This window comes from Methylotenera mobilis JLW8 (assembly GCF_000023705.1).
GTDB lineage: Bacteria > Pseudomonadota > Gammaproteobacteria > Burkholderiales > Methylophilaceae > Methylotenera > Methylotenera mobilis.
The window spans coordinates 1,805,500-1,828,788 of record NC_012968.1 but is presented as its reverse complement, the minus strand read 5'-3'; the positions used below and the strand labels follow the sequence as shown (position 1 = coordinate 1,828,788).

The following is a 23,289-nucleotide window of genomic DNA, read 5'->3' as shown; positions in this document are numbered from 1 at the left end:
TGCTTAAGGCATGTCAATCCAGACACTTGGGCATACGCTAGCTTAGTCAATTGATACTGACGGCTAATCAACACTGATTGATTGAGCAGTCATCACCAGTTTTGATGCCTAATTTCTCGTTTAATTTCATGGCAGCGTCTTTATCTAGCTGATCCAGCAGTGCAGCGGTTTTGATGGCTTCCTCCTGATGGCCGGAGTCTGCAGCGATCAGGCCCAAATATAATAATGCATTAGAATGATGTTTATTTTGTGCGTAAAGCTGACTGAAATGCTGCTCGGCACTTTTTGTTTCTTTGAGGTTGTACTCGGCAATCGCCAAGTAGTTGATGGCTTCGCTGGTGGACGGCTCGGCTAGCACCCACTCGTTCGCTATTTTTTTTAAGGCCTCCCAGTCATGGGTTTGAAAAGGTTGAATTACACGCATGAAATAAGGGCGTTTTTCTTCCGGTGCGTCCCAAAACGGCAATTCACTTTTAGTATCCAGACTGACTTCGGGCTGTTTCAGCAGGTTTTTAATCCACTCTACCGGTAGGTTGTAGTAAAAAGCATTACGTCCCGGGCTTTTTAGGGTGATGATGCCCACCAGCTTCCCTTCGTCGTTGAACATGGCGCCGCCGCTGGCACCTAACCTAAAGTCGTTGGATGAACGAATGATCACGCTGTTATCCATGGGGTACAGCGCTTTTACTGCGCCGTAGGTGGTCAGCGGCCTAGGTGAGTTGTTGGGAAAGCTGATCGTGAACACAGACTGTTCGTATTGTAGATTGGTGCTTTCTCCCAGCGTTGCAATGGCGGTGTCTAAGCTATCAAATCCTGCAATGCAAAGGTCATGCTCCCAGTCTGCTCTGAGGCTAGTGGCACGGTGGCTTTCACCAAGTTTGATGATGTTAATCGCGTAAGCATTGGCGATAACATGGCAGTTAGTGACGACTTGGTCCTTTGCCACCACTACGCCAGAGCCTACGCCATAACGGCCATTAGGTAGCACCACGCGAATTTTTACCACGGTGGACTTGAGCCCATACACTAAGCCATCAGGTGGGGTGGCGAAGGCGAGGTTATGCGTGAAAATACAACCCATACCGAATAGGAAGCCAAGGCTTAGTGTCAGTTTGTGCATCAAAGAATCTCCAAATAATGGATAAAACTTGATATAACTATCTTGATAAGAAAATAGTGACTAAAAAAAGTTCGATGACTTCAATCTATCATTTCAAACTAAAGCCTTGTTTAACAATTGCTTACTGTGATGACCTGCCTTAGTATTTTTGATGCTTTTTGGGTGTGACCGATAAAGTGAGTATGCCCCTGAGTAGGTTGACTTCTTCTTTTTCTAGTTTGGCTCGTGCATAAATGCGGCGTATGCGTTCGCTCAGTTTCTTAGGGGCAGTAGGATTAAGGTAGCCAATTTTAACCAGTGTCTCTTCCAGGTGCCCATAAAAGCCTTCGAGTGCTTCATTAGTAGCAAGCTCTGGCGGGTTTTCAGCTGCTTCTAGTTTGCCTTCTAGTATTGCCATGCGGATTTCATAGGTCATTACTTGTACTGCTGCTGCTAGGTTAAGTGATGAGTACTCAGGGTTGGCTGGAATCATGGCTAATAGTTGGCAGCAATCTAGCTCTGCATTGGAGAGGCCGCTCATTTCCGTGCCAAATACCAAGGCAATCGGCTGGTTTTGTGCGAGAGAAGCGGCGCGGTGCGCGGCTTCACGCACGTTGACCAGTTCATGTGAGATTTGTCTTTTACGCGCGCTCATGCCGATTGCCAGCACGCAGCCGGTAAGAGCTTCTTGCAAGCTGCTGCAAACTGTAGCGGTTTCTAGCAGGTCAGCAGCACCGGTAGCGAGGGAGGTAGCTTGTGGATCAGGAAAGTGTAGTGGATTCACCAAATACAGGTGGTTTAAGCCCATGGTTTTCATGGCGCGCGCGGTAGAGCCAATATTGCCAGGGTGGCTGGTTTGGCATAAAACGACACGGATGTTATTGAAAATATTTTGTTTATCCACTTGGCTGACCTAAATTGTTAAAAATTATTTACTTAGCGCTACTTAACTTGGTATTAAGGCGATTAAAAGTTAAAATAGCATTTTATCAGCTCTTTAAGAAAATCTAGTCATGCATCCAATGCTATCTATCGCAGTAAAAGCCGCCCGTGAAGCGGGGCGAATTATTAACCGAGCCTCGCAAGATGTGGGTTCGATTGCTATTCAAACTAAAACCTACAATGATTTTGTCAGCGAAGTAGACAGATCAGCAGAGCAGGCAATTATTGATATTTTGAAAGATGCTTATCCTGACCATGGTTTTTGGGGCGAGGAAAGCGGACATGAAAACCATGAAGCCGATAATATCTGGATTATTGACCCATTAGATGGTACGACAAACTTCTTACACGGTTTCCCACAATATTGCATCTCAATTGCGTTGCAGCAAAAGGGTGTGCTGACGCAAGCCGTGATTTACGACCCAGTGCGTAATGATTTGTTTACCGCAACTAAAGGTCGTGGTGCATTTTTAAATGACAAGCGTATTCGCGTGACAAACCGTAGCAAGCTGCAAGACTCATTGATTGCCACTGGCTTCCCATACCGCGACTTTACACATTTAGATGCTTATTTAGGCATGTTTAAAGACATGATTAAAAAGACTACGGGTATTCGCCGCCCAGGTTCAGCTGCGTTGGATTTAGCATATGTGGCGGTGGGCTGGGTAGATGGTTTCTTTGAAATCAATCTATCTGCTTGGGATATTGCTGCGGGTGGCTTAATCGTGCAAGAAGCTGGCGGTATCGTAGGCGATTTTGAAGGTAACGAAAGCTGGATAGAAACCGGTAATATCGTTGCAGCTAACCCAAAAGTGTTTGCGCAAATGCTACAGGTTCTGAATCCACACCTAACCCCAGCACTGAAAACGCCTAAAAACGCTTAAGCTTACTTTTTGATCAAATGCGTCTGCCAAGCTGGCAGACGTTTCTAAAGGCTGAGCAGTATTCAGTATTGCTCAGCCACACTCTCTCTGTTAGTTATTATTCTGTTTGTTGTTTTCTGTGCACTGATGTATATGCAACACTATGTTCTCTCTCTACTATTTGAATGGTATTGAATTTAATGCTGGGGCGTTTGTCTGCAGAACCATACGTTTTAGATGATTTCTATGCATGAATTTATGCTAAGTTAAGCGCAGTTAGAAAACGCATTTAACGCATGCATGCGGCTTGGCTTTTAATGTGTACACTATCCTTGCCGGCGCATTACTAACTGAATAATACTGCCTTGTTTTACATGGAGCCACTTTAAATATGAGCCAACAAGTAATTAGCCATACCAATTTGATGGAGCAGGCATTTGAACAGCATACGCGGCATGCCGATGCGCCCAAGCTGGTTGCAGACTTATTGGCGCAGATTCGTCCAGCAAAGCCTGAACAAACGGATACTGCGATTAAATCCATACAAGCACTGTGTTACTTGGTTAGCACTGATGCAGCAAAAGCTTGCCAGTTGCGAGACGCTATATTGCAGCTATTAAGTGCTTACAATCCATTGTCGTTGTTTTTGATTGCACGCCACTCTGTATTTACTGGTTTCTTTTCTGAGATGCGTAGACGCATCTCACATAAAATTCTGCCTGAGGCGATTGATGGTGCCTACCTGCTTGATTTATTTTCAATTTTCTTCACAAAAACAACGGATGAAATATGGGTTAATGCCGTGCCTGATAGTGTTTGGGCGCAGTTAATAGGTGTGATGCGCTTTGACTTGGCAGATGAAGCACTTAGTTTGTCTTGTCAGCAAAACTTGCTGGCTGCTGCGCAGGTGCTTTCCTATCGTACGGCAGCACTTGGGCTAGAGCCGGAGTTATTAAAAAACTACCCTGAGCTGGAGCAGCACAGCTCGCCATTTATCATGCAGCAGGCTGAGCTAGCCGAATTCATGAGTGCACAGGATGTAGATGATGCGCATGTGGATATCAAACATATATTGGTAATGCTAGATCAGTGTAAAGTGATTGTGGCAAAGGTGCGCAGGAATAGCGCACTTACCGGGACCAGCATACATTTAACTCAGCTGTTACAGCGCATCTTAAAGCAGATTGCACGTTTGGAAGAGCTATTGACCATTCTGCATTGCTTTCAGCATCAAGAGTCGGCCAATGCGGTGATTGTGCCCTTGTTTAAAGATTTGGTGTACAGCGAGTGTCATAAAAATGATTTGCATGAGTATTGGCAAGAGAATGTAGAGGTAATGGCCGTACGGGTGACCGAAAACGCAAGTCGCGCCGGCGAGCACTACATTACCGAAAACCGCAGTGAATACTTTGCACTGATGCGCTCTGCCATGGGGGCTGGGGTGATTATTGCGCTCATGGCGATGTTGAAGTTGGTGTTAGCTAAGCAGCACTTTGCGCCATTGCTTGAGGCGATTTTATTTAGTTTGAATTACGGGATTGGCTTTATGCTGATTCATATCTTGCATTTTACGGTGGCGACCAAGCAGCCAGCGATGACGGCAGCGGTGATTGCCGCCACCATCGACAACGCTTCAGATGGAAAAACTAAAGATATGCATAACTTAGTCACTACCGTGACTAAGACCATGCGTAGCCAGGCCGTTGCCATTTTTGGTAACGTGGTGGTGGCCGTTCCTATGGCGATGCTGTTGTCTTGGGCCGTGTTTTATTTTTCTGGACAGCATTTTGTTAGCGCAGATAAAGCCCATCAGTTGCTGCGAGACATTCATCCGATTACCAGTGGTGCATTCTTTTATGCAGGTGTTGCCGGGGTGTGTTTGTTTTTAACCGGCTTGATTTCTGGCTATCACGATAATTTGGCAATTTATAACAATATCCCTCAACGCTTAAAGGCAGTGCCTTGGTTGCAACGTCTTTTGGGCGTAGAGCGCTTAGCACGTGTGGCACATTATATTGAACACAACTTGGGTGCGTTGGCCGGTAACTTTTATTTTGGCTGCATGCTTGGTGGCATGGGTTCACTTGGCGTATTGTTAGGCTTGCCGATTGATATCCGGCATATCTCGTTCTCTTCTGCGTTTGTCGGGTTTGCCAGCTTTAGTTTGGACTTTATGCTAACTTGGCAAGCGGCGGCCTGCGCTGCATTGGGGCTTGCATTGATCGGGTTGGGTAACCTGATGGTGAGTTTTGGTTTGGCGTTGTATGTCGCCATGAAGTCCAGAAAAGTGCATTTCAGTGACTGGCGTTTATTGCTCAGAAATCTAGCTAGTCGATTAAACCAGCACCCGATAGAGTTTATTTTCCCTCCTAAGGATTTGTCGCCAAAAGAAGACGACAAACAGGAGGGGGCCGCAGCTTAGTTGTGAGCACCGTGTGAATATGGCTGAGCTACGTGCGATTGATGTGTAAACAATCTTTAACACGGTAAGCACTCACTGCGCGAATGTGCTTTGAGTGTAATGTATTGAAATTTAAGTAGATAGTAGTTTTGCGTTAACACTGGTAGCTGGCAGGGCTAGGGTTGGCGCTGAGCGCCTAGCGATGCTGTAACTAGGCTTTTTACATTACTTAGTGACAGTGTTTTTTGTTGTTGATATGATGAAAATTATGCTTGACATATAGTACGGTTCCTTATTATCATCATCCTTACTATGTTGCTACTTAAAGATTTACCTACAGTTAAAAGTCTGGAAAAATTTGCGGAACGTTATCCCGATGCGGATACGCACGCCATTTCTGACTTTGCCAACTTGCTGCGAGCAAGCTCAGATATTTCTGATGCTTTAGATAAGCTACTTGGCCGACATGGCCTGCTGCAAGGGCGCTGGTGGATACTTGTGCTATTAATGCGACAGGACGATTTAACCTCTTCTCCATCTGAGTTGGCAGAAAAGGTGGGTGTAACCAAAGCTACTATGACGGGATTTATCGATAATCTGGAGCGCGAGGGGTTGATTACACGCTTTATGGATAGCGTGGATCGTCGCAAGTTTTTAATTAAACTCACACCAGCCGGGCAACAAAAGCTAGATGATGTGATGCCGTATTACCATAAAAAAGTACATGCGTTAATGACAGTATTGGCCAATGAAGAACGTGCTGCAATGCTTAACAGCTTGAAGCTATTAGCAGCAAATATAGACGTAATGAAGTAAAGTAATCAAGTAGCGATATTTTTTTTGCCTAATTAGTTAGGAACCAAACAAAATTGAAATCTACATTTAAACAATCGAATGAGCAATCTAGGCAAGTTGTTCCTGAGCTAAAAAGCGCAGTGATTAAGCCAGCTATTGCTAAATTGAGCGTATGCATCAGCCTGCTTTTATTAGTGGGCTGTGTCAGCATGTCTGGTATCACCCCGCAATCTGAGCTATTAAAACCAGGAAAACTAGACGCAGGAAAAACCATCACTCAAGCGGCAACGATAGCGTGGCCTAAACAAGATTGGTGGAAAATATATCATGACCCACAATTGGATAGTCTGATTGCAAAGGCCGTGGAGGGCAGCCCTACGTTAAATGCGGCAAAAGCTAGGGTGGCGCTTACACAGGCGGTTGCTGATAGCGCGCGTGCTGAAACCTTACCGAATATCAGCGGTAATGTTTCTGTAATTCGTGAGCGTTTTACCGAGCTACAGTTTATTCCACCACCATGGGGTGGTCATAGTGACTGGAACAACAAGGCGACCATTGCATTGGCCCATGATTTAGATTTATGGGGGCGCCAAGAAAGTATTTGGCAAGGTTCACTTGATGAATCTAAGGCGGCTGCTGCTGAAATGCAACAAGTGAGGCTGGGGTTGGAGTCCGCAATCATCCGCAGCTATGTGCAGTTAGCCATGGAGTTTGCTTTGCGCGACATTGCTGAAGAACATCAATCGCAGTTGAAAGAGCGAACTGCGATTGCACGTCGTGCATTAGCTGCCGGCATTGGTACGCAGATGGAGGTTGTTGAAACTGAGACTGAGTTGCCTACTGCTCATGCCCATATAGAGTCAATCAACACGCGCATTGACTTATTACGACATCAACTGGCCGCGCTATCTGGCCAAGGACCTGGTGCGGGTGAAGCGATTCAGCGCCCAAGCATGTCACTTAATCATTTAGTCGGTTTGCCAGATCAGTTGCCAGCTAATTTAATCGGTCGCCGTCCGGATGTGTTGGCCTATAGGTGGCATGTAGAGGCTGCATCACACAATATTGAAGGGGCAAAAGCCGCATTCTATCCCAACATTAACTTACTCGCTTTTGTTGGGTTTCAGGCGCTGGGCTTTAATCAACTGCTGTCGAGCGCAGCTGGTATCGCTGGGGTAGGGCCGGCAATTTCGCTGCCTATATTTGATGGCGGGCGTCGTCGTGGTAATTTGTCTGCAAAAACAGCTAGTTATGATATCGCGGTTGAGAGTTATAACGAAGCGGTGATACGTGCTTTGCAGGATGTGTCTGACCAGTTGGTCATATTGCAATCTAACATTAAACAGCGCAACGATGCAGCGCTGGCGATGACGAGCGCGCACAAAGCACATATGCTTGCGGAGAAAAGTTATCACGCCGGTTTGACTAATTATCAGCATGTGCTTGAAACGCATGCTGTTATGCTCAGACAGCAGGAAATAGCGACCCAATTAGAAGCGGTATGGTTGGATGGTTATGCCAATTTGATGCGTGCCCTAGGTGGCGGTACCATTGAATATCGCTTGGATGAGTATGGTGCAGGGCAGGGCTTATCAACCGGTGCGGCGGCGGAGCGCCAATAATTGTGAAATTTTTAGCTAACCTCATCACAAATCGCAAAGAGCGCGACCTAGTCGTAGTACAGGCGGCATGGCGTGAATGGCTGAGCGAAGATGCGCCGATTATTGCCTACATCTTTAAGGTGCTGCTGGCCTGTTTGTTGGCAATGTGGCTGTCGTTACGTTTTGAGCTAGACCAACCACGCACCGCTATGATGACGGTGGCGATCGTGATGCAGTTCCGCTCCGGTATGGTGTTCGCTAAAAGCTATTATCGCTTTTTAGGGACCAGTGTCGGTATTTTAGTATCATTTCTACTGGTAGCGCTTTTTGCGCAGGAGCGTGTACTGTTCTTAGTGTGCATGGGTGTATGGATAGGCTTATGTACCGCTGGCTCCATGATTTTCCGTAACTATCAATCTTATGCTTTTGTGCTGGCGGGCTACACATTATGTATTGTGGGGTTGCCTTCCACCATTACCCCAGAACTGACATTTAACATCGGTGTAACGCGCATCTCTGAAATATTAATAGGCCTGATTTGTGCAACGCTGGTGAGTGACTTGATTTTCCCGCAACGCATGTGGAATGTAATGCTGGCAGCTGTACGTAGAAGATTTAAAGATTTTTCAGATTTACTGCAAAGCACCGCAGTACAACCTGTAGCCTCCACTACATCAACCCCCACTTTGCTGCGTTTTCTTGGGGATATTTTCAGTTTAGAGACGTTTCAGGCTTCAGCCGGCATGGAGAATGACAAGTCACGTTTGCATAGGCAAAAACTCAGCCGGATGAATCATGAGTTTATGGAGGTTTCAACCAGTTTTCATGCCTTTGAGCAGTTGTTGCGACGTCAGCACAACATTGCTCAGCCTCAAGTTAGCGTGGCATTGCAAAGAGTTTACCAGTCTCTAGGTGCGGCCATCATGGTAGAGGGGCGTAGCGCACAAACTGAGCAGGAGGCAAAAGTTGTGAGCCGACAACTTTCGGTTTTCCGGAATCAATTCTCTGCCAATATTCATGCTGAGCGTGCACAGCTAACTCATGATATCGGCACAAGTGAGCGCTTAGATTTTGAGACCGGTTGTGAACTGCTGCAACGACTGACAGACGAGCTTTATGTCTATACCAGTACCTATGCATCATTAGCGGTGGCTCAGAGTAGTGAAGTTGCTCCAACAGAAACAGCACCTAAACTGGAGATGCACTTTGATCCGCTCGCTGTCACTCTAGCTGGAATACGTGGCACCTTGTCGCTGGCTATTTTATCTGCATTGTGGATTTTGACAGACTGGCGTTCAGGCGTTGAAGCTATCACGCTTGGCGTGATTTCTAGTACGTTATTTGCTACCACGCCATCACCAACGCGCACTATTAAGAACTTTATGATTGGTGCCATCATCGGCACGCTATTGGCGTATTTCTGTAACTTTCACTTATTGACGCAGGCGCATGGTTTTTGGATGCTGGCCGTTGCCGTTGCACCCGGGATCATTATTGCAGCATGGTTTACAACCAGACCAGCAACTGCCATTGTGGGGGCGGGGGTGTTTATGGTGTATCTGATGCACATTGGTTTTAACAGTGCCTATAACAGCAACCCGGTGACCTTTATCAATGATGCGATTGCAGATTTATTAGCAGTGCTGATCTCCGGCATTATGTATGGATTAATTGACCTGAGCGGTAGCCGCTGGTCACGCCAGCGCATTGCAAAATCCCTACGCAATCTGGTGGTAGTGGCTTGTCGCGACACAGTATCTTTACGTCGCGGTCGTTTGGAAACCGGGGCACGTGAACTGGTGCAACGTGCCGGCAGTGCGCAGCGCGTGGGAGACAAAGAAGACCGAGTCGTGATTGAGTGGCTGTTATCTACTTTAGAAATTGGCCATGCCGTGATTGCACTGCGCGAATATATGCAGGTGGTGGAGCATCCATACATCAGCAACCTGTTGTCTATGAGTCTTGAGTCGGTTGCGCAGTTATACGATGCACCTTCTGAGGCAAACCGCTTGCAGGCGGTTAATACTATTAATCATGCCATAGCGGAAATTAGCCTAGCCTATATTGACTTAGGTTTATCGCAATCTAGCCAGCACCAAATCACTGTGATGCTGCATTTTATTCGCAGTGCTTTGCTGGATGAGGAGTCTGTGCTTGTCTCTGGCACGCAGACAACATTGGAGAAATATTAACTATGCCCGTTGAAATTGCACTGTTGGACGCGCTTGTTCCCAGCTTGTTATTTGCCTTTGTTGCTGCCGGGCTAGTGTCATTGATACTTGATTGGATATTTGTACGTTATGAATTTTATCGTTATTTATGGTACCCAGCCCTGTTTAGGCTTGCGCTATTCATTTGCCTATTTGCCGTATTTGGGCTTTGCATCTATTGAAAGGAATCAGCATGAAAGTGTTCAGTAAAACGCTCATTAGAGTCTCTATCACCTTGCTTCTGGTGGTGATTGCTATCAGCCTAGGGCGCATGCTGTGGGTACGCTATATGGACTCACCATGGACACGTGACGGCAGAGTGCGTGCAGATGTGGTGAATATTGCACCGGACGTTGCCGGGCTGGTGACCGAGGTTGCGGTGCACGACAACCAAATGGTGCGTCGTGGCGATGTATTGTTCAAGATTGATAGCGAGCACTATCTACATGCACTCAACCAGGCTAAAGCCACCGTAAATCAGCGTAAAGCTATGCTGGATATGAAACGTGGGCAGGCTTCGCGCCGCGCTGCGTTGGATGATCAAGTGATTTCACGTGAAAATAGAGAAGATACTGACATGGTAGCCATCAGTGCCAAAGCCGAGTACGAAGCTGCTTTGTCGCAACTAGACCAAGCGAAGCTTAATTTGGAGCGTACCGTTGTTCGCTCTCCGGTAGATGGCTGGGTATCTAATCTGTTGGTGCGTCCTGGCGATTTTGCGCAGGTGGGTGCTGCTAAGTTGGCAGTAATTGATCAGCACTCATTTTGGGTTTATGGCTACTTTGAGGAGCATAAATTAGTGCTGATCAAAATTGGTGACCCGGCGGAAGTAAAGCTGCTGGGTACTAACCGAGTGTTACATGGGCATGTTGAAAGTATTGCCCATGGTATTACTGATAGAGATAACCCAACAGACGTGCGCTTGTTGGCTAATGTAAACCCAAGTTTTAACTGGGTGCGTTTGGCACAGCGCGTGCCGGTGCGCATTAGCTTGGATAATATCCCTAAGGATTTAACCCTAGTGGCTGGCATGACCTGTGCGGTGATTGTGCATCCTAGTAATGGTAAGTAATCTAGGTAACGCGAAATAATCAAAGTGTTATGCAGCCCCATAAGAGCTGCATAACGGTGATTAATACGATGGCTTAAACATGCTCCCAGTGCGCATTGACATATTCAGCCGTGATAACGCGTTTTGCCTGCGTTTGCATGTCGGCGAACTGCGGTTTAACTGGAGTATTTTGTCTAGCTACAGTGTTTGGCCTAATTACGTTTGGTCTAACGATAGCGTGCGGTCTAAGTGCAGGGTGCATTTCAATCACGTTGTCGGCAAGCGTGATATTCGTATCATCTAGTTTAAATACGCTGACCGCATCTGCCAAGGCGCTAGCTTGCTCTAGCAGTGATTCAGCAGCGGCGGTCGCTTCTTCTACCAGCGCTGCATTTTGCTGCGTAGCTTCATCCATACTGTTCATGGCGTTGTTGACTTGATCAATGCCCGTACTTTGCTCTACAGAGGCGGTTGCAATTTCACTAATGATGTCGGCTACTTGCTTCACTGAAGCGACCACTTCTTCCATGGTCTTACCTGCATTCTCAACTTGTTTGGTGCCTTCAAAGGTTTTGCTCACAGAGTCATTAATCAGCGCTTTAATCTCTTTTGCAGCACTGGCTGAGCGCTGTGCCAGGCTTCTCACTTCACCTGCCACTACGGCAAAGCCACGGCCTTGTTCGCCAGCTCTAGCTGCTTCAACCGCTGCATTAAGCGCAAGAATGTTGGTTTGGAAGGCAATGCTGTCAATTACCGCAATAATGTCTTCAATTTTGTGCGCACTGTCATTAATGGCATTCATGGTAACTACCGCGTCTGACACCACCTCACCACCTTTGACCGCAACATCAGAAGCATTCAGCGCCAGCTGGTTTGCACGTTTGGCGTTATCTGCATTACGTTTCACCGTTGATGCTAACTCTTCCATGCTGGCTGCGGTTTGTTCCAAGCTAGATACTTGTTTTTCGGTGCGCGCAGATAGGTCATTATTGCCTGAGGTGATTTCTGCCGCAGCAGTGTTAATGGTTTCAACCGAGGCTTTTACCGTGGCAATTGGTCCAACTATCATCTCTAAGGTTTCATTCACGCCTTCTACAATTTTTCTAAAATCGCCCAAGTGCGTGCTGGCGTCTACACGTACCGAAACACGGCCCTCATTCGCAGCATTAGATAGGATGTTGACATCGCTTACCAGAGCGTTAATTGAGGTAATGCAGGTGTTCAGGTTGTGTTTAATGTTGTTGAAGTCGCCATTGAAGCTGGCAGTGATTTTTGCAGGAATCTCACCACGCGCAATATGCTCTAAATTGTTAGCTGCCATGTTCAATGGCGTGACAATAGCATCCAGCGTTGCGTTGAGGCCTTCAATCACTTTGCGATACTCACCTAAATGTTTGGAGGCGTCGGCACGAGTGGTTAATGCGCCTGCTTCGGCATCTTTTGCTAGCAAGTTAGCATCGGCTACCAGCGCTTTAATCGCAAGGCCACATGCATTTAAGTTGTTTTTGATGATATTGAAATCACCATGGTAGTTGTCTGTGATTTCAGCTGGAATCACACCTTTAGAGAGGTGATCCACATAGTTTGCCGCCATGGTAAGCGGGGTGATAATCGCGTCTAACAGCTGGTTAATGCCGCTGCTGATGTCTCTAATCACACCGGTCGGTAGGGTGCTGGTGTCGATGCGTTCGCTCAAGTTGCCAGCCACCGCCTGTTGGATAAGTTTAGCGACATTTTTCTCTGCAATCACTTCTGTCGTGCGGTTGCTCCACTGCGTCATTTGGCCTAAGGCATAACCATCGGTTTCATCGTACACTGGGCTTACCACCAGTTGTAAGTGGTGATTAGCCATGGTGGTATCTATGGTTTTTGCGCTGCTGATTTCAGCTGCAAGCAGCTCACGGTCTGCGGCGTTTTCCACATACTGGTTTAGGTTCTCCCCCATCATTTTATCAAGTGCAAACTCAGGATGATATTGCTGGATGCCGGCACTCATGTTTTCAAACAAGGTTTTTGCCGCATGATTCATGTAGATTAGACGGTTATCGCGGTTAGATAAAGTCACAGCAATCGATGCTTGATCTAGCGTCGCCTTAATACGCTGGATGCTGCTAACTGCCTCTTTGTGGTCAAAGTCCAGTCTGGTTTTTAGTGCATGGTAAGCATCCACTACATCGGTGAGCTCGTCGCGGTGTTCCGATCTAGGCACCAACTTGTTATTCATTTCCTCTGCACTTTCACGCAGGTTGCTACCGATAGCACGTAGGCGTGGAATGATGGAGCGGTTGAGGTTCCATCCTAGTAAGGCGCAGATCATGAGGGCAACAAAAACAAAAGCAATTGCATAGTTTCTATGTTTGATATAGTTGGCTTGTGTAATTTCGTATTCTGTCGCGACACCTGTGTAATGCAAGCTACTTAGTTTATTCAGGCTTTCAGTCAGTGGGTCAATCGCTTTGTATACATCCGAAGTGTTGTATGTCATTAGGCGCTCAATGTCATCGCTACGGATAATTCCTTGCAGCAACACCGCAGACTCTAGCGCGGTATCAAACAGAGGCTGAATTTCAGTAGCTAAGGCGGATTCGCTTTCAGCATGCGGGCTGGCCAGATACTCTTTCCATTCTTTCTCTAATACCTGTAGCGCCTGGTCAACATTGGCGGCAGCTTCGCTTGAGGTGATAATGCCTCTTTGCAGCTTTTGGCCGGTGCTGACAATATTGGTGCTGAACATATCGTTAATCACTTTTAACTGCTTGAGCGGCAACACTCTGTTTTTATAGACGCTTTCCAGCCCGTGATTGCTTTCTTTAATGCCGGAAATGCCGTTAAAGCCAAGCATACAGGTGGTTAATGCCACCATAACAAATATGCAGGCGATTTTATTGTTGATGGTAATCCGGTTGCTAAAGTCTTTAGCTTTTCTCAAAAGTGCGGTATGCCAGCGCTCTTCGTGTTTAATGGCGCGGTAATGCGCGTGCGCTTTCTCAATTTGTTCTTTAGTGGATTTTTTGCTTACAGACATATAGCCAACCACTTTGCCATGCTCACGCACCGTAGTGACGCAGGAGTACACCCAAAAGTGGTCGCCGTTTTGGCATAGGCCTTGTTCCACGCCTATCCACGGTTTTTTGCTTTGCAGTGTCATCCAGATATCAGTGAGAATTTCTTTAGGCATCTCTGGGTGATGGATTACGCTTTGTTTTTTGCCTATCAGCTCTTGCTCGTTAAAACCGGTCACTTCAATAAAGTCACGGTTTACGTAGGTGATTTTTCCCTCTAAATCAGTTTTTAAAACGATGGAAACTGACTCATTAATCTCGCGTTCAATTTGCGTTAATGTAATACTTGTTTTCATTGCACACCTTTTTTATTCTTTGTGTAACAAACATGGAATAGCGCTAATGGCTGATAAGTACATGCGCTAGATTGTGGGTAGTAAATCCAGTTATGCCGCCATTTCTACAGTTGACTCATGTGGACTGCGACGTTCTATAAACAGGCTATTACCGGCAATTTCTTTGGCTTGCTTTTTGGCGTTGACGCACGCGGTAGAGACCTCGTGATGTGAGTGGTAAAGCGCAGAATTTACAATTAAAGCGCCTACAGATAAGCTGATAAATGGATGGAAGCGTTGCTCCCCCTGACGGTCTTGTGTAATGATGCCGCCGCACTTTTGGTCAGCAAGTGAGTAGAATGTTGGGGCTACTTTTTCAATCTGCGATAGAAGTGTGTTACAGCGACTTTCCCAGTTTTTACTCTGAAACAGGATGATAAAGTCGTCGCCTCCGATATGACCAACGAAGTCATAAGGACCACATGCGTCGGCTAATATTTGCCCAGTTCTTTGTATTACCTCATCGCCTTTTTTGTATCCGTATACGTCGTTGTATGGTTTAAAACAATCAAGATCACAATAGCACGCTACAAATTGTGTACCAGACTGAAGCAAGCTATCAATCTGTTCACTAATCGGTACGTTTCCTGGTAGTAAGGTAAGCGGGTTAGCGTAGCGGGCAGTATCAATCTGCATTTTGGTGATGAGCCTGAGTAGATCATGTCCGCTAGCCATGCCAGCGTACTGCCCATTCTCGGTGACAATAAATCCAGCAGAAAGGTGGTGCGGCTTACTTTGCAGGATTAAATCGCTGAGGTTTTTTAGGCTGGTGTCTTTATCTACAATCAGCGCAGATTTATCTGTCATAATTTCACATGGGCGCTGACCATACAGCTCTCTGCGGAAAGGGCGAGCATAATCGTTGATCATGATGGAGCGATTAATTAGACCCAATGGTCGACCATTTTCTACAACAGGGATGGAGTAAAGCTCTTGGTTCTCATCGAACATTTTAAATACATCTTCGTTGAGGCAGGTCGGGCTAACTGGTGTCGAATGTTTCAGTAGTTTTTCAACAGTCGCGCGATTTTGTAATAGATTCTCACGCTCAGATTCAAATCTGACCAGTGTGTGAATAATGTCAGAAGATGCTTCTAATATCGGTGTTGGGTGCGGCCTGGCGATATGGTAGCCTTGGCTGTAGGCAATGCCTAAATCACGAATCGCCATCAATTGCTCATGGGATTCAATCCCTTCTGCGATTACTTGCGCGCCAGATTTCTCCGCGATTTCTTGAATGGAACGTGCGAATTGCAGCTTGACCGGATCTTGATGGATGTTTTGTGTGAAATGTTTATCAATCTTTACGTAGTCAGGGCGTATTTCTGACCATAAGCGCAAGCCGGAAAACCCCTCGCCTAAATCGTCGATGGCAATTTCAAAGCCCATGTCACGATAGTGATGCGTCGCATCGCGCATCAGCTGGTAATCTAGGGTTTGCGCATTTTCCGTTAACTCAATGATGACCTGGCTAGGTTTTAAACCCAACGCATCCATATATTTCAGGGTTTCGCCAGATTTTGAGTATTTCTGTAATAAGATATCTGGGCTGATATTGAGAAATATCTTTCCCGGCAAATTTTGCTTGGAAAATGATTCAAGAACTGTTTGGCGACAAAGATACTCAAGCTCTGTTACCAAGCCACAATTTCTAGCCATTGCAAATAAAGCCATCGGGGAATGCAGCACGCTGTTTATTGGCCCGCGGATTAAGCCCTCGTAGCCAATAAATTTACCTTGCTGCATATTAAGAATTGGTTGGAAAACAGCAGTGAGCTGCCTATTTTGAATAATATCGTGTAAATGTAAGCAAGCAGCTTCATTGGCGCATGGGCCTAGCTCTGTTATCCAAGATGGATTACTCACTGTACTCATTTAGACCTCTAAATCGTCTTATCATGGGTAGCAATATTGACGCGCAAATGTGACATAAGCGTGACAGTTTGATGACATTTAATAATCGCTCTTACCGCTAGTTTTTGACGAGATTTACATTCGTCACCCAGATTCGTCATGAGTTTAATGTCGTCATTTGCACGTGATAGGTTAAAATCAAACTTAATTAAAACCAGTGAATCGTTGAATGACTATTGCACCGTCTTTCCATGCTGCTAGTGCAGCAGCGCCTAATCTCGAAAGCCACACACCCATGATGCGTCAGTATCTGGGCTTAAAGGCACAGCATCCTGATATGTTGCTGTTTTATCGTATGGGTGACTTTTACGAGCTGTTTTTTGAAGATGCTGAAAAAGCCGCCAGATTGTTAGGGATTACCTTAACGCACCGTGGTAGCAGCAACGGGCAACCGATTAAAATGGCGGGTGTACCTTATCATGCGGCTGAGCAATATTTAGCCAAGCTTGCCAAAATGGGCGAGGCGGTGGCGATCTGTGAGCAGGTGGGTGATCCTGCTACTAGCAAAGGCCCAGTAGCGCGCGAGGTAGCGCGTATCCTTACGCCAGGCACGCTCACTGATGCTGCGTTATTGGATGAGTCTAGGGATAATCAATTACTTAGTATTTTTCAGGCAGACGGTGTGGTTGGCCTGGCGCGCCTGAATCTAGCTTCAGGCAGTTTTATTCTGAGTGAAATTGCAGTAGGTTTGTTAGCGCAAGAGCTTGAGCGTATCGCCCCCAGTGAAATGCTGCTTGCCGATGATTTTCAGCACCATGCCTTGAACGCAAGCAAAGTAGCTAAGCGGCGTTTAAGTGCCTGGCAGTTTGATTTTGATAGTGCGTTTGCCACGCTGACCAAGCAATTCAATACTTATGACATGAATGGTTTTGGCTGTGCCGATATGCGGCCTGCGATTTGTGCAGCGGGTGCTTTGCTAGATTATGTAAAGCATACGCAACGCACCACTTTGCCCCATATTAATGCATTGAGTGTGGAAACCACCAGTGCCTATTTACAGCTGGATGCAGCTACCAGACGTAACCTAGAAATTGACCTTACCTTGCGCGGTGAAGCTAGTCCCACCTTATACTCCTTACTGAATACTACGCAGACGGCAATGGGGGCACGTTTGTTGCGCCATTGGCTACACCATCCTCTGCAAGACCGTAATTTGGTGATGCAGCGACATGAGGCGATTGCCGACCTTATGCAAACCAATCAGTTTTTAAATCTGCGACATACTTTAAACTCTGTAGCTGATATTGAGCGTATCACCGCACGTGTTGCACTGAAAACTGCGCGCCCTAGAGACCTGTCTGGATTAGCAGTGAGCTTGCAGCAATTGCCGTTGTTGCAAGCCCAGCTTGCACAGCAGTCGGCTAACTTGCTACAAACCCTGGTGCTGAGTTTAGCTCCACCCGCTGCAGTGCTAGGTTTATTAAGCACGGCAATTAAGGCTGAGCCTAGTGTGGTGCTGCGCGAGGGCGGCGTGATTGCGGATGGCTATGATGCTGAGCTGGATGAACTGCGGGCGATACAAACTAATCATGGTGAGTTTTTGCTTAGTTTTGAAGCTGCAGAAAAAGAGCGCACAGGTATTACCAACCTCAAGGTTGAGTACAATAGTGTGCATGGCTTCTATATTGAAATGAGCCGCACGCAGGCTGAGTCTGCACCTGCGGAATACAGGCGCCGCCAAACGCTCAAAAATGTAGAGCGCTTTATCACGCCGGAGCTAAAGGCGTTTGAAGATAAAGTATTAAGTGCGAATGACCGTGCTTTAGCCCGTGAAAAAATGCTGTATGAGCAAGTACTGGCAGAGCTTGGGCAATATATCTCGGCATTACAAACCAATGCAGGTGCAGTAGCAACGCTAGATGTGCTGTGCTGCTTTACTGAGCGTGCCATTAGTTTAAATTATGTAGCGCCTATGTTCACGACAGAGGCAGGAATAGAAATCGTCAATGGACGCCATCCGGTGGTTGAGCAGATTTCCCAGGCCTCAGGTCAGCCATTTATCGCCAATGATGTGGTGCTTAGCCCCTATCGCCAGCTGTTATTGATTACCGGCCCCAACATGGGCGGTAAATCTACTTTTATGCGGCAGACTGCATTGATCGTACTACTAGCGTACTGTGGCTGCTACGTTCCGGCAACAAGTGTGAAAATAGGCGAGATTGACCGCATCATGACGCGCATTGGTGCATCGGATGACTTGGCGGGTGGACGCTCTACTTTTATGGTGGAGATGACGGAAACTGCCAATATCTTGCATAACGCGAGCGATAAGAGCTTAGTGTTGTTGGATGAAATTGGTCGTGGTACCTCTACTTTTGATGGCTTGAGTTTGGCTTGGGCAGTGGCCAAGCAGCTGTTAGAGAAAAATCGTGCCTATACTTTATTTGCCACGCATTATTTTGAGCTGACACGCATAGTGGACGAGTTCAAATATGCCGCCAACGTGCATTTAGATGCAGTTGAGCATGGCAACAGCATTGTATTTATGCATAAAGTAGAAGAGGGTGCCGTCAACCAAAGCTATGGTTTGCAGGTGGCACAGTTAGCGGGCATTCCTAAGCCCGTTATTAGTGCAGCAAAACGAAAACTCGCCCAGTTGGAGCTCAATCAGGTGGCAAGTCAAGACGCATCTACAGTGCCGCAGGTGGATATGTTTATGCACACCGAGCCAGCGGCAGAAGCACCGCTGCACCCAGTGTTGGCGGAGTTAGAATCACTGCAAGTGGACGACCTTACTCCTAAGCAGGCGCTAGACCTGCTATATCATTTAAAAGCCGCCGCCAATCAGGTTTAACAGCCCCAGAAACAACTACAACATCAATAACTAAAAGCTAAAAGCCTGGCAATCAAACTCGACAATCTAGCCTAGCTTTAAGCTTGGTAGTTGGGCTAACGCTAGGTAAGCAACGTATATTTCCTTTCTGCCAATTTTGCAGCAAATGTACGTATGCGCCACAGCGCAGGCCTTGGTCACCAATAGTGCTTCATCTTGGTACAAGCGCGTGCATGCGCACTCAATTTGTGCAAACTCCTAATCTTTAATTAGTTCCCTGATTCCCTCAAAATGTTGCGTTAAAAAATTATATTTGATGTAAAACAATTGCTTATGGTATTTTTTAATAGTTGGCATAGCTATTGCTTATACTAGTTCAAATGATAAGGTTTTAAGCTGCTATGTTAAAAGTGATGATCGTAGATAATAATTTGGAGCGCATTAAGCCACTGAAGCAATCTTTGCTCGATAGTGGTTACGATGTAATTGCGCATCTGAGAGATACCATCAATTTAAATGATGCATGCAGTAAGTTGCAGCCGGATGTGGTGGTGATTGATACGGATTCTCCCAGCCGTGACACATTGGAACATATTTGTGTGATGACGATGAATGATCCGCGCCCGGTGATGATGTTTACGCATGATGGTGACAAAGAGCAGATTAAATTGGCAACGCAGGCCGGTGTGTGTGCTTATGTGGTGGGTACTTTACCTAATGAGCGCTTACAGCCCGTGATTGATGCAGCAGTAGCTAGATTTGAAGAGTTTAAGAATTTACGTGTTGCCTTGCAAGAGGCAAACACTAAGTTAAGCGAACGTAAGGTGATTGAACGTGCAAAAGGTTTGATCATGAAGCAACGCAACGTTGATGAAAACGAGGCTTATAGCATGTTAAGAAAGATGGCGATGGAAAAGCATACGCGCATCGGTTCTTTAGCAACACAAATTGTAGAGGCAGCAGAATTGCTGCTTTAGCAGAGCAAATTAAGCACTAGGTAGTACTTGAGTATAAAAGCCCAATGGTGGGCAGTTAACTCAAGCAATAAAAAAACTAAGCCAATGGTGGCTAAGATCAAGTAATACAAGACAAAGGCGTCTTGATAAGCAATCAACTCTCTATGCATGGGTTGGTTTAACTTATCAGACGCCTTTTTTTATACATTTTTTAGATTGTTAGTATTATTTTAGGAGCGCTAAGATGGGCAATGACAATACAAGTAACAAAGTAAAAACACTTGATCAGCAACCAAATGTAGTCGTTGATCCGGCACGTCGTGATTTTTTTAAAATGAGCGCAATGGGCGCATTTGGAGCAGCGGCAATGATGGGTTTAGTGCCTAATGGTATCCGTACACAGGCATATGCAGCAGGCTCTGATGCCCCGGAAATTAAAGAAGTAAAAATTGGTTTTATTCCATTGACAGATTGTGCACCGATTGTCGTAGCTGCGGAGATGGGTTTTGATAAGAAGTACGGTATCAAAATTACTCCATCAAAAGAGGCGTCTTGGGCTGCTGTGCGCGATAAAGTAGCTAATGGGGAGTTACATGCAGCCCATATACTTTACGGTATGGTGTACGGTGTTCAGCTTGGAATTGGTGGTCAACAAAAAGATATGGCAGTGCTTATGGGTTTAAACCATAACGGCCAAGGTATTACACTTTCTAACCAATTGAAAGAAAAAGGTGTGAAAGATGGTAGAAGTCTAAAACGTTTACTTGATAACGAAAACCGCGACTATACCTTTGCGCAAACTTTCCCAACCGGTACACATGCAATGTGGTTGAATTACTGGCTTGCTGCGAATGGCATCCACCCACTGAAAGATGTTAAAAATATCGTTGTGCCTCCACCGCAAATGGTAGCAAATATGCGAATTGGTAACATGGATGGCTACTGTGTTGGCGAGCCTTGGAATGCAAGGGCTATCTTTGATAAGGTTGGTTTCTCAGTTGCTACTTCACAGGATATTTGGACTGATCATCCAGAAAAAGTATTGGGTACAACAGCAGAGTTTATGGAGAAAAATCCAAACACTGCTAGAGCAATGGTGATGGCGATTCTTGAGGCTTGTCGCTATATCGATGCAACAGAGAACCGTGCAAAAGTAGCTAAATTGATTTCAGGTAAAGCTTACGTAAATGCCCCTGAGCAAGTGATTGCAGGGCGCTTTGTGGGTGACTATGACAATGGTAACGGCAAGGTTTGGAAAGACCCTAACTACATGAAGTTCTTTGAAGATGGCAAAGTGAACTATCCATTCTTGTCTGACGGTATGTGGTTCTTAACGCAGCATAAACGTTGGGGCTTGCTCAAGTCTGACCCTGACTACTTAGCAGTGGCTTCAAAAGTCAACCAAACCAAACTGTATACCGAAGCCGCATCGCAATTGGGTATCAGCGTGCCGAAAAGCACTATGCGCAGCAGTAAGTTGATGGATGGCGTAGTGTGGGATGGCTCTAACCCAGCTGCTTATGCTGCATCATTTAAGATTAAAGCGTAAGCCATAAACACAGCGTCAATAGAGTTGCGCCTTAAGGAATTGAAATGACAAATACTGTAAATAAATTAATGCCTATTGCTAAATGTTTTACTTTCGGCAGTTCAAGTAGTTTAAATGTTCAGGCGTATCGTTTTTTTAGATGGATATTGCCACCTATCTTTGGTTTGTTCTTTTTGGTTGTAATTTGGGCCATGATTGCAGCACACACACCAGAGTTGCCTGGACCAATTAAAACATGGGCTTCTGCCGTTGAGTTGTTTAGTGATCCGTTTTACGACCGTGGTATCAATGATAAAGGGGTGGGTTGGAATATCCTGGCATCATTACAACGCGTTGGTTTAGGGTTTGGTTTGGCAGCACTGATTGGGATACCTCTGGGTTTTATCATCGGTCGTTTTGAGTTTGTTGCAAGAATGACCGCGCCAGTGATCAGTTTGCTGCGCCCAGTATCACCTTTGGCATGGTTGCCGATTGGTTTGCTGGTGTTTAAAGCAGCTAACCCTGCGGCGATATGGGTAATCTTTATTTCTGCAGTATGGCCCATGATTATCAATACGGCAGTTGGCGTGAATAAAGTCCCGCAAGACTATATGAACGTTGCCAAAGTATTGAACTTAAGTGAGTGGAAAATCGTAACCAAAATTCTGTTTCCGTTCGTATTGCCTTACATGATGACTGGTGTGCGCTTATCTATCGGCGTGGCATGGTTGGTGATCGTGGCTGCGGAAATGCTGACGGGTGGGGTTGGTATCGGTTTCTGGGTGTGGGATGAGTGGAACAATCTAAATGTGGAACATATCATCATCGCAATTTTTATCGTAGGTATTGTTGGTTTGCTGCTTGAGTATGCTCTTACACAAATCGCCAAAAGATTTAGTTACGAATAACACACTTAAAATATCATTTAGGAACGATCATGGAAAAAGCAAACGCCGATAAATATGTACAGTTAGAGCATGTGAATATGTCTTTCCATACAAAAAAAGGCACATTCAATGCACTTAAAGGTATTAATCTAAATATTAAAGAGGGCGAGTTCATTTCAATTATTGGGCACTCCGGTTGTGGTAAGTCTACGGTGTTAAACTTAATCGCAGGCTTGTTACAGCCGTCAGAAGGCTTGATCTTCTGTGCTGGCCGTGAAATTGCAGGTCCAGGCCCGGAACGTGCTGTCGTGTTTCAAAACCACTCATTATTGCCATGGCTCACTTGTTTTGAGAATGTGTACTTGGCCGTAGAGCGTGTATTTGAAACAGAAACCAAGGCGCAACTTGAAGCGCGTACGCATGCAGCAATTGAATTGGTTGGCTTGTCGCACTCTAGCGACAAACGCCCCAATGAGATTTCCGGTGGGATGAAGCAACGTGTTGGTATTGCACGTGCTTTGGCGATGGAGCCAAAAGTGCTGCTGCTAGATGAGCCATTTGGTGCGCTGGATGCACTGACCCGTGCTAACCTGCAAGACGAACTAATGAAAATTATGGCGAAATCAGGCTGTACTGCAGTAATGGTGACGCATGATGTGGATGAAGCTGTGTTGTTATCTGATCGTGTAGTGATGATGACTAACGGCCCAAGTGCTACTATCGGTGAAATTTTGGAAGTTAACTTACCACGCCCAAGAGCACGTCTGGCATTGGCAGAAGATAAAGAATACAACCATTTACGCAGTGAAGTATTGCGCTTCCTATATGAGCGCCATGCTAAAAAATCGGCATAACACTAGATATTTAAAGCA

The 23,289-nt window shown here is 45.9% G+C and carries 16 protein-coding genes; 12 read left to right on the top strand and 4 right to left on the bottom strand.

Annotated elements, in window-relative coordinates; translation table 11 throughout:
* Positions 1-67: 67 nt before the first annotated feature.
* Together MMOL_RS08460 and MMOL_RS08455 are read right to left on the bottom strand one after the other, a co-directional pair.
* Positions 68-1,120: a S1 family peptidase gene (locus MMOL_RS08460; RefSeq protein ID WP_015832608.1), complete on the bottom strand. Its 1,053-nt coding sequence runs from the start codon at positions 1,118-1,120 to the stop codon at positions 68-70.
* 139 nt (positions 1,121-1,259) lie between these two features.
* Complete coding sequence (locus MMOL_RS08455; RefSeq protein WP_015832607.1) at positions 1,260-2,003, bottom strand: RNA methyltransferase; 744 nt, start codon at positions 2,001-2,003, stop codon at positions 1,260-1,262.
* A 109-nt stretch (positions 2,004-2,112) separates the two neighbouring features.
* Here MMOL_RS08455 and MMOL_RS08450 point away from each other — a divergent pair, with 109 nt between their 5' ends.
* The 7 genes from MMOL_RS08450 to MMOL_RS08420 all read left to right on the top strand — a co-directional run bounded on the left by MMOL_RS08450 (position 2,113) and on the right by MMOL_RS08420 (position 10,983).
* Entirely contained in the window at positions 2,113-2,925 is an 813-nt protein-coding gene (locus MMOL_RS08450; protein WP_041928567.1) for an inositol monophosphatase family protein, read from the top strand.
* A gap of 370 nt (positions 2,926-3,295) precedes the next feature.
* Positions 3,296-5,326: a site-specific recombinase gene (locus MMOL_RS08445; protein ID WP_015832605.1), complete on the top strand. Its 2,031-nt coding sequence runs from the start codon at positions 3,296-3,298 to the stop codon at positions 5,324-5,326.
* A 291-nt stretch (positions 5,327-5,617) separates the two neighbouring features.
* On the top strand, positions 5,618-6,121 hold the full coding sequence (locus tag MMOL_RS08440; RefSeq protein WP_015832604.1) for a MarR family winged helix-turn-helix transcriptional regulator: 504 nt from the start codon (positions 5,618-5,620) through the stop codon (positions 6,119-6,121).
* 53 nt (positions 6,122-6,174) lie between these two features.
* Entirely contained in the window at positions 6,175-7,722 is a 1,548-nt protein-coding gene (locus MMOL_RS08435; protein WP_015832603.1) for an efflux transporter outer membrane subunit, read from the top strand.
* 2 nt (positions 7,723-7,724) lie between these two features.
* Positions 7,725-9,893, top strand: a complete 2,169-nt coding sequence (locus MMOL_RS08430; RefSeq protein WP_015832602.1) for an FUSC family protein — start codon at positions 7,725-7,727, stop codon at positions 9,891-9,893.
* A gap of 2 nt (positions 9,894-9,895) precedes the next feature.
* A complete protein-coding gene (locus MMOL_RS08425) occupies positions 9,896-10,093 on the top strand; it encodes a DUF1656 domain-containing protein (protein WP_015832601.1) in 198 nt (65 codons plus the stop codon).
* 11 nt (positions 10,094-10,104) lie between these two features.
* Entirely contained in the window at positions 10,105-10,983 is an 879-nt protein-coding gene (locus MMOL_RS08420; RefSeq protein ID WP_015832600.1) for an efflux RND transporter periplasmic adaptor subunit, read from the top strand.
* 73 nt (positions 10,984-11,056) lie between these two features.
* On the opposite strand, the gene MMOL_RS08415 is transcribed toward MMOL_RS08420, so the two are convergent.
* Positions 11,057-14,320, bottom strand: a complete 3,264-nt coding sequence (locus MMOL_RS08415) for a methyl-accepting chemotaxis protein (protein WP_015832599.1) — start codon at positions 14,318-14,320, stop codon at positions 11,057-11,059.
* A 90-nt stretch (positions 14,321-14,410) separates the two neighbouring features.
* Positions 14,411-16,234 carry a GGDEF domain-containing protein gene (locus MMOL_RS08410; protein ID WP_015832598.1) on the bottom strand — a complete coding sequence of 608 codons (1,824 nt, stop codon included), beginning with the start codon at positions 16,232-16,234 and terminating at the stop codon, positions 14,411-14,413.
* Between the two features lie 208 nt (positions 16,235-16,442).
* On the opposite strand from MMOL_RS08410, the gene mutS reads away from it, so the two are divergent.
* The 5 genes from mutS to MMOL_RS08385 all read left to right on the top strand — a co-directional run bounded on the left by mutS (position 16,443) and on the right by MMOL_RS08385 (position 23,271).
* Positions 16,443-19,067: a DNA mismatch repair protein MutS gene (gene mutS, locus MMOL_RS08405; RefSeq protein ID WP_015832597.1), complete on the top strand. Its 2,625-nt coding sequence runs from the start codon at positions 16,443-16,445 to the stop codon at positions 19,065-19,067.
* Between the two features lie 380 nt (positions 19,068-19,447).
* Positions 19,448-20,023 (top strand): ANTAR domain-containing response regulator, encoded by a 576-nt coding sequence (locus MMOL_RS08400; RefSeq protein ID WP_015832596.1) that lies wholly within the window; start codon positions 19,448-19,450, stop codon positions 20,021-20,023.
* Between the two features lie 223 nt (positions 20,024-20,246).
* Entirely contained in the window at positions 20,247-21,551 is a 1,305-nt protein-coding gene (locus MMOL_RS08395) for a CmpA/NrtA family ABC transporter substrate-binding protein (protein WP_015832595.1), read from the top strand.
* 44 nt (positions 21,552-21,595) lie between these two features.
* Positions 21,596-22,438 (top strand): nitrate ABC transporter permease, encoded by an 843-nt coding sequence (ntrB, locus tag MMOL_RS08390; RefSeq protein ID WP_015832594.1) that lies wholly within the window; start codon positions 21,596-21,598, stop codon positions 22,436-22,438.
* Positions 22,439-22,467: 29 nt separating this feature from the next.
* Positions 22,468-23,271 (top strand): ABC transporter ATP-binding protein, encoded by an 804-nt coding sequence (locus MMOL_RS08385; protein WP_015832593.1) that lies wholly within the window; start codon positions 22,468-22,470, stop codon positions 23,269-23,271.
* Positions 23,272-23,289 lie beyond the last annotated feature (18 nt).